Origin of the sequence: Mucilaginibacter sp. (genome assembly GCF_041663085.1) — a bacterium.
Taxonomy (GTDB): domain Bacteria; phylum Bacteroidota; class Bacteroidia; order Sphingobacteriales; family Sphingobacteriaceae; genus Mucilaginibacter.
In genome coordinates this window covers 1-12,233 of record NZ_JBAZRC010000148.1, presented here as the reverse complement: position 1 = coordinate 12,233, position 12,233 = coordinate 1, and the positions used below count along the sequence as shown (strand labels likewise).

The 12,233-nt window shown below is 43.3% G+C and carries 13 protein-coding genes; 8 read left to right on the top strand and 5 right to left on the bottom strand.

Annotated elements, in window-relative coordinates; genetic code table 11:
* Positions 1 to 153 (bottom strand): TetR/AcrR family transcriptional regulator (locus WC615_RS19620; RefSeq protein WP_372979763.1); only part of this gene is annotated, 153 nt, incomplete at its 3' end.
* A 234-nt stretch (positions 154 to 387) separates the two neighbouring features.
* Here WC615_RS19620 and WC615_RS19615 point away from each other — a divergent pair.
* From WC615_RS19615 to budA, 3 genes are all read left to right on the top strand, one after another.
* Positions 388 to 2,751 carry an alpha-L-rhamnosidase C-terminal domain-containing protein gene (locus WC615_RS19615; protein ID WP_372979762.1) on the top strand — a complete coding sequence of 788 codons (2,364 nt, stop codon included), beginning with the start codon at positions 388 to 390 and terminating at the stop codon, positions 2,749 to 2,751.
* 189 nt (positions 2,752 to 2,940) lie between these two features.
* Entirely contained in the window at positions 2,941 to 3,231 is a 291-nt protein-coding gene (locus WC615_RS19610) for a hypothetical protein (RefSeq protein WP_372979761.1), read from the top strand.
* Between the two features lie 97 nt (positions 3,232 to 3,328).
* Positions 3,329 to 4,093, top strand: a complete 765-nt coding sequence (gene budA / locus WC615_RS19605; protein ID WP_372979760.1) for an acetolactate decarboxylase — start codon at positions 3,329 to 3,331, stop codon at positions 4,091 to 4,093.
* A 4-nt stretch (positions 4,094 to 4,097) separates the two neighbouring features.
* Here budA and WC615_RS19600 read toward each other — a convergent pair whose 3' ends face one another.
* Entirely contained in the window at positions 4,098 to 5,582 is a 1,485-nt protein-coding gene (locus WC615_RS19600) for a PLP-dependent aminotransferase family protein (protein WP_372979759.1), read from the bottom strand.
* A gap of 82 nt (positions 5,583 to 5,664) precedes the next feature.
* Here WC615_RS19600 and WC615_RS19595 point away from each other — a divergent pair, with 82 nt between their 5' ends.
* The 3 genes from WC615_RS19595 (at position 5,665) to WC615_RS19585 (ending at position 7,785) form a co-directional block, all read left to right on the top strand.
* A complete protein-coding gene (locus WC615_RS19595) occupies positions 5,665 to 6,108 on the top strand; it encodes a DoxX family protein (RefSeq protein WP_372979758.1) in 444 nt (147 codons plus the stop codon).
* Between the two features lie 5 nt (positions 6,109 to 6,113).
* Positions 6,114 to 7,109 carry an EamA family transporter gene (locus tag WC615_RS19590; RefSeq protein ID WP_372979757.1) on the top strand — a complete coding sequence of 332 codons (996 nt, stop codon included), beginning with the start codon at positions 6,114 to 6,116 and terminating at the stop codon, positions 7,107 to 7,109.
* A 256-nt stretch (positions 7,110 to 7,365) separates the two neighbouring features.
* Positions 7,366 to 7,785, top strand: a complete 420-nt coding sequence (locus WC615_RS19585; RefSeq protein WP_372979756.1) for a hypothetical protein — start codon at positions 7,366 to 7,368, stop codon at positions 7,783 to 7,785.
* A 361-nt stretch (positions 7,786 to 8,146) separates the two neighbouring features.
* On the opposite strand, the gene WC615_RS19580 is transcribed toward WC615_RS19585, so the two are convergent.
* Genes WC615_RS19580 through WC615_RS19570 form a run of 3 tightly spaced genes read right to left on the bottom strand, consistent with a single transcriptional unit; the run spans position 8,147 to position 10,053 of the window.
* Positions 8,147 to 8,953: an ABC transporter permease gene (locus WC615_RS19580; RefSeq protein WP_372979755.1), complete on the bottom strand. Its 807-nt coding sequence runs from the start codon at positions 8,951 to 8,953 to the stop codon at positions 8,147 to 8,149.
* A 6-nt stretch (positions 8,954 to 8,959) separates the two neighbouring features.
* The gene (locus WC615_RS19575; protein ID WP_372979754.1) at positions 8,960 to 9,856 is read right to left on the bottom strand and encodes an ABC transporter ATP-binding protein; all 897 of its coding nucleotides are present in this window, start codon (positions 9,854 to 9,856) and stop codon (positions 8,960 to 8,962) included.
* Positions 9,850 to 10,053: a hypothetical protein gene (locus tag WC615_RS19570; protein ID WP_372979753.1), complete on the bottom strand. Its 204-nt coding sequence runs from the start codon at positions 10,051 to 10,053 to the stop codon at positions 9,850 to 9,852. Before WC615_RS19570 ends, WC615_RS19575 begins: the two co-directional genes overlap by 7 nt.
* Before the next feature lie 226 nt (positions 10,054 to 10,279).
* Here WC615_RS19570 and WC615_RS19565 point away from each other — a divergent pair, with 226 nt between their 5' ends.
* Complete coding sequence (locus WC615_RS19565; protein ID WP_372979752.1) at positions 10,280 to 11,290, top strand: sensor histidine kinase; 1,011 nt, start codon at positions 10,280 to 10,282, stop codon at positions 11,288 to 11,290.
* A 2-nt stretch (positions 11,291 to 11,292) separates the two neighbouring features.
* Positions 11,293 to 12,018 carry a LytR/AlgR family response regulator transcription factor gene (locus WC615_RS19560; RefSeq protein ID WP_372979751.1) on the top strand — a complete coding sequence of 242 codons (726 nt, stop codon included), beginning with the start codon at positions 11,293 to 11,295 and terminating at the stop codon, positions 12,016 to 12,018.
* The last annotated feature ends 215 nt before the right edge of the window (positions 12,019 to 12,233 follow it).

The window sequence follows — 12,233 nt, the reverse complement described above, 5'->3', positions numbered from 1 at the left end:
ATCTTTGTCCTCAAAGTGTACATACAGGCTACCTTTAGATAACTTTGCAGCTTCCATAATATCGCTCATTGATGTGCCGAAGATCCCCTTCTTATTAAAAATGGGAGTGGCCCGTTCAATGATAATTTGTTTAGTGCTTTCTCCTTTTGACATAATAGAATTGATGCGCAAATATAAATGACCGTTCGGTCATTTATAAGGTAAAGATTTATCTTTACATAACAGCAACAATTCTACAGACGCATTTATTTAAAAAATAAAAAGGTATAGTAAGGCATAGTTGGCTAAAACAATTTAGCTAAATTAGCCACAACCAATATTAGCCTTATGCATGATCACGAGTATGATATAGCTTCAGGCTTTAGCGTAAACCAACGATACCTTTAAATGAGATACCTTTTTATTTTAACATTATTTGTGCTTAGTGCTTTTTTATTCAAAACAAGCGTTGCCCAATCAGGCAGTGGGGTGGATATAAGCAGTAACAGGCCATGGAACTCTTATTGGATAGGTGCACCTTACGATTTTGGTAAAGATTATGGGGTTTATTATTACCGTAAAAGTATTGATCTTGCTACTAAACCATCCACATTTAAAGTGCATGTATCGGCCGATAACCGCTATAAATTATATGTGAACGGCACGTTGGTTTCACTTGGGCCTGCACGTGGCGATACTTATTACTGGAACTATGAAACGGTTGATCTTGCACCGTATCTAGTGGCAGGAAAAAATGTAATTGCCGCGCTTGTTTGGAACGAAGCACAATTTAGCCCGGCAGCTCAGATCACTGTTCGTACCGGTTTTATTTTACAGGGTAATTCTAAAAAAGAAGAGATCTTAAATACTAATACTACCTGGAAATGCTTCCGCGATGCGGGGCACCAACCTATACCAGGTTATTTTTTTGCTGCCAGCAAGGGCGAATTGGTTGATATGAGCCACGCTGTTAAACGCGATTGGACGACAGCGACCTTTAATGACAGCGCCTGGTCGGGCACAGTTAACCTGTCGGAAGGTAAACTTAAGGGTACCGCCTGGGGGGTAGACTGGGCACTGGTGCCATCATCGCTGCCTGCAAGGGAAATGACTTATCAGCGCATCCCTATATTGCGCAGCGCGGTAGGCATAAGCGTGCCGCCAACATTCCCGGAGAAAAAGACTTTGATAACCATCCCGGCAAATACCACCGTTTCTTTATTGCTCGATCAAACCTTTGAAACAAACGCCTACGTCACATTAAATTTTAGCGGCGGTAAAGATGCGGGTATATCGCTTGGCTACGCCGAATCGCTTTATCAGAAAGGCAGCAAAGGTGTTATTAAAGGTAACCGTAATGATGTAGAGGGTAAAGAGTTTGTAGGGAGGATAGATAGCCTTATTGGCGATGGCAGCAAAGGGCAATCGTTCACAACGTTAAACTTTCGTACTTATCGTTACATCAGGTTATTTGTAAAAACAAAAGCCGACCCGCTGGTGATTGATGACGTTTATGGCACTTTTACAGGGTATCCTTTTAAACAGGCAGCGGCATTTAATACTGATAATGCCGAAATAAAGCAAATGCTGGATATTGGCTGGCGCACAGCAAGGCTTAACGCCTGGGAAACTTATATGGATTGCCCATACTATGAGCAGCTGCAATATATTGGAGATACCCGCATACAGGCCATGGTATCTTATTACAATACAACGGATGACCGGCTGGCGCGCAATGCGCTTACACAAATGGACCACTCGCGCCTACCCGAAGGTATAACCGCAAGTTGTTACCCATCACGTGGTACGCAGGTGATATCACCATTCTCGTTATGGTACATTGGGATGTTGCATGATTACTGGATGTATCGTGGCGATGATGAGTTTATCAAAAATAAGCTGCTTGGCGAAAGGGGCGTGCTGGATTTTTTCAGCAAATACCAGCAGGCCGACGGTTCATTAAAAGATACCCCATACTGGGCGTTTGTTGACTGGGCCGGAAATTTATGGGGCGAGGTAAAAGATAAAGACGGCAGTGCCGCTATTTACGACCTGCAATTATTGTTAGCCTACCAATGGGCTGCAGAAATGGAAGCCAAAATTGGTTTACAGGATTATGCTAAGATCTATACACAGAAAGTGGCACAGTTAAAGGCTACTATACAGCGTAAGTACTGGGACCCGGCTAAAAATTTATATGCAGATACCAAAGAAAAAACCGGGTACTCGCAGCACGTTAATGCGCTTGCAATACTTGCCGGTATGGTTAGCAAAACAGATATGCCCGCTGTAGCCAATGGGATGCTTACCGATAAAAGCTTAACGCAATGCTCGGTTTACTTTAAATATTACCTGAACCAGGCATTGGTAAAAGCAGGCCTGGGTAACGATTATATAAGCTGGCTGGGTATTTACCGGGAAAATATGGCCATGGGCCTTACTACCTGGGCAGAGTATTCGGATGTTAACACGTCCCGGTCTGATTGCCACGCATGGGGAAGCAGCCCTAATATTGAATTTTACAGAACAGTGCTGGGCATTGATAGCTATGCGCCGGGTTTCAGCAAAATAAAGATTGAGCCACATTTGGGAACCCTGACCAATGTAAGCGGCGAGATCCCGCATCCGTCTGGTAAGGTTACTGTATCTTATCTGCTGGTTAAAAATAAATGGCAAATAAAGATCAACCTGCCACAAACCACATCGGGTATATTTGTTTGGAAAGCAAAAACCTATGTGCTTAAAAATGGCGATAATTCATTTGTGATGTAACGGCAAATAATAGTTGTAACAAACTATTGATCAACCCAAAGCCTATGGTTTATACCGTAGGATTTTGTGCGTACTATAATTTTTACAAGGCTATTCCGCTTATATCAACAACTGTATATAAATTATTGATAATCAGTTGTAATAATCCGATAAATGCTTGCGTTTATATGTTACAAACGGCATCAAAAAATGAAAGCTATTAAATGTAAAAAGCTGAACCATGTTATTACGTCGCGCGTTATCGACCTGCATGACAAGGGCTATACCGACGATTTTTTACCTGCCAAAGATCAAACCTTCCTGCATATCCAAAACAGCGAGAAGTTTACCATGGCCGATCTGAATATAAAAGTTATTGACCAGGGGTTTGATCAGCTTACAAAAAGCTATAAGTATATCCACACTATTGAAACAGTAAATGGCGATAAGGGCCTGCTGATAGCCGATTTTATTTGCACTACATCCTTCTTTGCCAATTAAGTAAAGGATAAAGCATTATCAGGCAGGGATTAAGTATATTAGCACCCATATACCTTAACTAAAAAAAATGACCTGTCGCAATTTCTACACCTGCTTAATGGCACTTGTATGCCTGTTTGCTACAAGCAATACATCGGCACAAACAAAAAGCAATACACTTTATACTGCAGGCCATGCCAGCGCTTTTATTGGTGGGTTGTATGATGCCGTTTATCCGTATGCCAAAGTGCTTAAACATGGCAATTTTGGTTTGGGCGCCCCCGATAAACTGGACGGCGAGGTACTGGTATTGGATGGCAGGATCTACCAGACACAATCAACCGGGAAGACCTTTGAGGTGAAACCAACCGAGCTAACGCCCTTTACGGTAGTCAACTTTTTTAAGGCCCAAAAAACGGCCTCAGTTCGCCAAAAACTGTCCAAAAAAGACCTTTTTTCGTACCTGGATAGCTTATTATCGAACAAAAATGGCATCTATGCGATCAAAATAACCGGCAACTTTAATTTCATCAAAACCCGGGCATTCCCGCCGGTTAAAAAACCATATGTACCCCTGGCCGACATGCTGCCCCTGCAACATTTCTTCACTTTCGAAAATATAAAGGGCACCCTGGTAGGCTACCGTATCCCGGCGTTTATGGACGGGCCGAACATCACCGGTTACCATTTCCATTTTTTGAGTGACGACAAAAAAGGCGGCGGCCATATTATTGAATTAACCACCGGCGACGTTACTATCGAAATTGATGAACTGGATAGTTTTTTGGTAGACATCCCCCAAACCAAAGATTTTGAGGACTTCGACTTGCAGAAAGACCGCCGCGAGGAAGTTAAGCGTGTAGAGAACGGTAAGAAAGATTAATATCTTAAATGAGCTTTTTCACCGCCCTTGTCAGTATTTCGGTAGCCTGTTCCATCTCTTTTAAATTCATGGAGGCAAAACCTATCCTGATGTGATGGTGTTCGTGGCTGCGGTCGTAATAATAGTCCTTGCCCGAGCTTACTGCCAAACCCATGGTTGCCGCCTTCCCGGCTACATCTTTAGGTTTTAAACCATTCAGGTATTTCATCCATATAGCAAACCCGCCATCGGGTATCTTAAAGGAGACATGATTGCCCAGTTGCTGGGTTAACAGGCTGCAGAGCAGGTCGCGGCGCTCGTGGTAAAGCTTGTTGGCTTTTTTAAGGTGACGGGTTATATCACCATTTTTTAACAGGTTGGCCATGGCTTCCTCCAGCAGGTGTTCGCCCTGGCGGTCAATAATGCGGCGCAGGCGGGTTGCCTGTTGTATCAGGTTTGAGGGTGCCACCATAAACCCGATGCGGATACCCGGCGCAATGGTTTTACAAAAGGACCCGATGTAGATAACGCTGCCATAATAATCGGCACTGGCCAGGGGGAGTATAGGGCTGCTGGTGTAATGAAAATCATAATCGTAATCATCTTCAATAATAGCAAAGCCGTACCTGGCCGCCAGTTCAAGCAAACGCATGCGCCTTTCAGAGCACAGGGTAACCGTTGTGGGCTGGTGGTGATGTGGTATCACATATACAATTTTCACCTTTTTCTTTTTACAAACGGCCTCAACGGCATCAAGGCAAATACCAAACTCATCAACGGGTACCAGTTCAAGGTTAGCGCCGGTTTGTGTAAAAACTTCGTTGGCTCCGCAGTAACCCGGGTCGGCAGCTATTACGGTATCAGCTTTGGTAAGCAGCAACTGCGCGGCCAGGTAAATGGCCATCTGCGCGCCTTTGGTAATTAAAACATGTTCGGGCTTTACATTCAGGCCGCGTGTTTCGCCCAGGAAACGCGCCAGTTCTATCCGCAGGTTTTCAGAACCCTGCTCGGGGCCATACAGTAAATATTGCGATGTAAACTGGTAGCTGGCAAAACGGCGGTACTCGCGCAGCATCAGCTCAACAGGGGCAAGGCGCGTATCCGGGAACCCCTCGTTAAAAGCAATGGTATGCCCGGTGCCCGGGGTAAACAGGTTAATATTGCCCAGCCTTTTATCACGCACATCAAAATGTGTTTTTTCGGGATAGGTTAAAACCTGCTGGTTTTTGGCCAGCGGCCTTGGTGCAACTTCGGGCAGGTTGGCAGCTACAAAAATGCCCTTTTGCGGATAAACATCTACCCAGCTTTGCGCATACAATTCATCGTAAGCGGCAACCACGGTATTGCGGTGAACCTTTAAACCCGTAGCCAAAGTACGGCTGCTGGGCAATGCAGATGCCGGCTTTAATGTTCCCTGACGTATATGGCAAATTATGCCGTTGGCTATTTGCTGGTAAACAGGTACCTGCAGGGTTTTATCAATGTTGAGTAAAGCTGATACAAATTGCATACTGGCCTATCCGAGTTGTTTTTTCTGGACTATAAAGATAGGCCACTATCGGTGTAATTTTATATCAACAAACAAAAAAAACATGCAGTCAACCCATTACCATCTGCCGGCAATTTACTTACGTGCAGCACTCGGCTTAAGCTATTTATGGTTAGTGGCCGACAGGCTGGGCTGGTTAGGCGCCCCGGGGCAACCGCACATCAGTTGGGGCGACTGGGCACACTTTATGGTGCTGTCGCGTGATACCATGTCATTTTTGCCCGGTGCACTGGTAACCCCACTGGCCATTTTGGCCAGCCTTGGCGAAGGTGTTTTTGGCTTGTTGCTGATTATAGGTTTGTTTACCCGTTGGGCGGCTATTGGCAGCGGTTTGCTTACGCTGGCGTTCGCGGTATCAATGACCATATCAAGGGGCATAGATGCCCCCATAGGATACTCTGTTTTTACGGTAAGCGCCGCGAGTTTTTTGCTGGCTACGCTGCCAACATATAAATGGAGTATAGACGCGTTAATTTCTAAAAAATAATTGCCATGATGAGTACTACACAACAAAAGGCATCGCCGCTATTGGTTATCATAGCCTTTGCCATCGTTTACATTGTATGGGGTTCAACCTACTTTTTTATACAGATGGCTATCCAGGGTATCCCGGCTATGCTGATGGGGGCTATACGTTATACAATTGCCGGCCTGCTGATGCTGGGCTGGTGCGCGCTTAAAGGCGATAAGATTTGGGTGAAGCGCGATGTGCTAAACTCGGCAGTGAGCGGCTTGTTGTTACTGGCTATAGGCAATGGCATAGTAATATGGGTAGAGCAGGCTTTGCCCAGCGCTATGGTGGCTATCATGATATCGGCCAACCCAATTTGGTTTGTAGTGCTCGACAAACGGAACTGGAAAGAGAATTTAACCAGTACAGCTACGGTTGTTGGTTTAATAATAGGTTTTGCAGGTGTTATTTTGCTGTTTGGCGAGCAGGTGGCAAAAGCCCTTGGCGGTACGCACGATGATGCCAAGATATGGGGCGTTGGTTTGTTGGTGCTTGGGCCTATAGCCTGGTCGGCGGGTTCCTTATATTCTAAATACAAAGGCAGCAGCAGCCCGGCAAGGGTAACCACTGCATGGCAAATGCTCATAGCAGGTATCGCTTTTTTACCGGCAAGTGCCCTGCATAACGAGTTTGCAAATTTTGATATTGCCCAGGTGCCTGCCAAAGCATGGATGGCGGTTTTATACCTGATATTCTTTGGTTCGATAGCGGCATTTACGGCTTATGTATGGCTGTTGCAGGTAAGGCCTGCCACACAAGTAAGTACCCACTCATACGTAAACCCGGTTATAGCGGTGTTATTAGGGGTGATGTTCGCACAGGAGCATATCTCGTTATTGCAGATAGGTGGCCTGGTAATTATATTGGTGAGTGTACTGCTTATTAACCTTGCCAAATACCGGAAGTATGCAAACGAAAAAAAGCGGGTGGAAGCGAAGGTGGAAAGTAGTGAAGAATTAATATGCGAGGCGGTTTAATAATCTATATTAAACATTAACTGGCGCAAGCTTTCAGCTTGTGACTAAAAATGAGGTCAGCTTTCAGCTGACACAAGCTGGAAGCTTGTTATGTTTTTTCCACACAAGATAAGCTCCGCTAATCTTGCACGAGTTTATTACAAAACTACAGATAGCCTTATAATTTAATCCTACTATAAAAAGTAAATAATAACGACTTATTTATACATTTAAGCCACTCTAACAAGTGGCTTTTTATGTTTTAACAAAAAAACAGATGACCATAAAGCAACTTTACTGTTATTATTTTTACACCTTATATAAAGCGTGGTTGAGTGTTGATAATGCATTTGGTGCTACCGGGCCGTTTAAAACAAGCAATAAAGCTTTAATATGTATGTTTCCAGCTGAGTTATGGCTATTATTCTCCATTGGAATTTATTGTGGACGCATTTTTAATATTCATTTACACATACCGTTTTTACCAATTTTGGCGCCTGCCATTATTTTATATATAATAAAATGGTTTGTTTTTGATAGAGAGAATAAGTGGAAAGGCTATGTTAATGAATTTGATAAATGGCCAAAAGGAAAAAATCGAGCGGGTGGATGGGTTGTTGTTACAATAATAATGTTTGTGTTACTGAATTTTATTTTTGCTGTCAATATAAATCTTCAATCAAACGGAATAAAATGATAACATATAAGAACAAACGGTACCCGCTATTGCAATCGTCACGTTTTTCGCCGTTGTTGGTGTTGTCACCAACAACATTTTAGGACGGTTATACTATAAGGTTTGGATGCATGGCGGCTTGTTGGTGACAACACCAACAAGGGCGGCAAAAAAGCGGGTGGAAGCGAAGGTGGAAAGTAGTGAAGAATTAATATGCGAGGCGGTTTAATATCGCGTCTTGCAGTTTACTCACACCGACTACGCTTCGCTGGTCGACCCTCTCTGCTTCGCAAAGAGGGTAAGGAAATCAAAGCCTCTTTCCACGCAGCGAAGAGAGGGCGGTCGAGCGAAGCAAAGACCGGGTGAGTTAATAACCGGCTTACTACTTAACGCTCTTCTTTCGTACAATAAAATATCCGGCAATAAATACTACCACAGCAATAGCAAGGCTCACATAAACATCCTTGGTAAACATGTCTATCTGTATTTCGCGTACCGGGCCTGGTACCTTATTGTCGCGTTTTATCATGGTGGTTATGGCTACCATTGGGTGCGCATAGGGGAAAAGGTAGGCGTATTCCCATTCTTTTGATGCTGCGGTAACACCTGCAATAGTAGCTACAAAGCCAAGGCCCATTGGTTTCAAAAAATCGGACCATAAAAGGCTTAGCAGAAATTGTATTGAAAGGATACCTAATGAAGATAAGAACAGCTTAAAATAGATCTGCATAAGCTGTACCTCCATATGATAAGCATTAAATTTTAACTCGGGTTTTACAGCACCTAATAAGTTACCAAAGCCTATAGTAAATAAGGCAAATAGCGCCAGGCATAAAAACACTAGGAACACCGCATAAGCAAACTTGGCCCCGTAAACCGACCAGCGCGATATGGGTAAGCTAAAAATGGTTTTCCAGGTATCGGCCTTATGCTCTACGTTATTTACCGAGTATGCTATAAATATAGTATACATAGGGAGTAATAAGGTACCCATCATGCCCAGGCCAATCATGGAAAATTGCACCCACAACCCCATAGGTTGCATGGCTGTAAACTTTTCGCTTTTGGTGAAGAATATGGCAAAGGCTAATAAGCTGATAAGCAGGGGTAACAAAATGGCGCCCCAAAAGCCTATGGTTTTACGGGTCTTATAAAATTCGGACCGGAATGATAGTACAAATCCCTTCATAGTGGTTTAGTTGCTTTTGGTGATATCTAAGAATAATTTTTCCAGGTCCTTATGCTGTTTGCTGATGCTGTATACCGTAATATTGTTCTGCACAAGCAGTGTGTTTATTTCGCCTACCTGTTGTTTGGAGGTAAAAGGCACAAAAAGGCGGTCGTTGTCTATATCGGTTACCGTAAAATTATGGCGCTTTAAAAGGTTTGCAGCGTCGACAGTATTATCTGTTTCTATATTGATAAGCGGCTGGCTGATGTTCTGCAGATCGTGAATGGTACCCTGGAACATCAGTTCGCCATTATTAATAATGCCGACATGTGTAGCCATTTTCTCAATCTCGGCCAAAAGGTGGCTGGATATAAATACGGTTTTGCCGGTGCCCACAAGTTTCATCAGTAGCTCGCGAATCTCGATGATGCCGTTCGGATCAAGCCCGTTGGTGGGTTCATCCAGTATTAAAAGTTTGGGGTCGTTCAATAAAGCAAGGGCAATACCCAGGCGCTGTTTCATCCCTAACGAGTATTGGCCGGCCTTTTTGTTGGCCGCGCTGGTTAGCTGTACCAGCTTCAGCATTTCATCAACCCGTTTCTCGTTAACCTGCAAAAGCAGGGCGCGGTTCATCAGGTTTTCCTTGCCGGTAAGGTGGTGGTATATGGCGGGCTGCTCTATAAGCGAGCCAATTTGCGATAATATACTGATGCGATTTGTTTGCAGCTCCTGCCCAAAAATATGAATGCTGCCTTCGCCTGTTTGTAACAGGTTAAGCAGCATTTTTATGGTGGTGGTTTTACCGGCGCCGTTTGGCCCTAAAAACCCGTATATACTCCCTGCCGGTACTTGCAGGGAAAGTGATTTAACAACTTGCTGGTTGCCAAAGCTAAATGATAGGCCCTGTGTTTGGATTACCATAGGTTCTCGGTAGCAATTGTGCAAACTGTTTTTACAACGGTTACACCTTTAATAAATAATGATGTAGCCTGCACTGCCGAGTTATTAGCAAATTGTTTCTTTTGTTCAAACTGGTAGCTTACGCCCATAATGATGGCAAATACTACAGGGGCCAATAATAAAATAAATGGATTTGAGTTTGAAACTAGCTTTTTCATTGTGTGTGATTGTTTTGATAGAACAAAGAAATACTAAATAAACAACCCCCTAAAACTAATTAGACCAACGGGCAGCATTTGTAGATGAACGGTTAATAACACGGTTTAACCGGTTCGTCTGGTTTTTAAGCCCGTTCATCGTAAAAAAGGACAACTACATATAATTACACAGCTACATTGGGTGCAAAATATTACTTTAGATGCTGTTATTATACTTTAAATATAGATGAAAAGAAGCTGGCAAATATTCTGGCATATTACTTTCTGGATCTGCATGATCGCCTTTTTTATGTTTTTAGGGTATAGCGGAGCTAAAATGCCAATGAAAACCCTGGTGGTGGTATTTGTATATTTTGGTATAATTAATATCGGCTTATTTTACCTGAACTATTTACTGCTTATACCCAAGTATTTAGATGCAAAAAAGTATAAGCAGTATACTATATATATAATAGCCGCATTAATAGGGTTTGCACTTATTAAATATGGACTGGCCGCAGTGTTTAAGCCTATTGCTTTAGAGCGCGCCGGTAAAACCATAGGCTTTTGGCAGTTTACGTTCAGTACCTTATTTACCAGTATCATATTCGTTTTCCTGAGCACGGTGTTAAAGTTTACGATAGACTGGTTCCTGAACGAACGCATCCAGCGCGATTTGGAAAACCAGCGCCTAACCGCCGAGCTGTCGTTCCTTAAATCGCAGATCAACCCGCACTTTTTGTTCAACTCCTTAAACAGCATCTATTCGCTGGCTTATCAAAAATCGGATACCACGCCCGAGGCTATCCTGAAGTTATCCGAAATTATGCGCTACATGCTGTACGAGTGTAATGATAATAAGGTAGAGCTGACCAAAGAACTGCAGTACCTGCAAAACTATATCGACCTTCAAAAGATCCGTTTTGGTAACAAGGCCTTTATTGATTTTGAAGTAAAAGGCGAGGTAACCAACCAGCATATTGTACCGCTGCTGCTGATATCGTTTATTGAGAATGCCTTTAAACATGGTATTGCTAACGACGCGGCATCGCCCATCAAGCTAAAAATAAACCTGGAGGACGGGCACCTGTACTTCTTTATCCAGAATAAAAAGCACACCCATAACCGCGATTCGTCTGGCGGGATAGGGTTAAATAATGTACGCCGCCGGTTGGATCTGTTGTACCCCGGTAAATATAATTTAGAAATTCGCGACGAAGCGGATACTTACACTGTTCAATTATCCTTAGTTTTATAGCCATGATCCGTTGCCTTGTTGTTGATGATGAGCCTTTGGCCCTGAATATACTGGAGGATTATATCTCCAAGATACCATTCCTGCAATTGGTAAAAGCTACCACAAACCCTATTGAAGCGCTTACGATGGTGCAGGATGGCGGTATTGACCTGGTTTTTTTAGATGTGCAAATGCCCGAACTTACCGGGATACAGTTTTTACGCATAGCCAATGGCAAAGCAAAGGTGATATTAACTACCGCTTACCCGCAGTACGCGCTGGAAGGTTACGAGCTTGATGTAGTAGATTACCTGCTTAAACCCATCGCGTTCGACAGATTTTTTAAATCGGTACAAAAGGCACAGGGGGTTATACAACCCGCAGCCAAACCCGCTGCCCCGGCCGAGCCTGTAGCGCAGGATGATTTTATGAGCGATTTTATATTTGTGAAAACCGAGCATAAAATTCAGAAGGTTTACCTGCACGATATCCTTTTTATAGAAGGCCTTAAAGATTACGTATCCATATTTACCCCCGCCGAGCGCATCATCACCCTGCAGGGGATGAAGAAGATGGAAGACGCACTACCGCCAAAGCATTTTATCCGCGTGCATAAATCATACATCGTATCAATTAATAAGATTGATAGTATTGAGCGCAGCCGTATTTTCATTGCCGATAAGATTATCCCGGTAGGGGATACCTACCGCGATGAATTCTTTAAGATAGTGGACGGAAAGAATATATAGATCAATTGACAGTATCTCCACCATGTCATTTCGAGCGAGCGTAGCGAGGAGAAATCTTGTTCAACCGATAGGCGGCGAACTTTGCATAATGAACAAGATTTCTCTCTATCGTTCGAAATGAACTGTGTTTAAAAGCAAATAATATTTGAATAATTTTCCTGATATTTTGTTTGTTGTTTAGCTATTGCAAAGGCTTGTTTTAATAGTTTATTAGC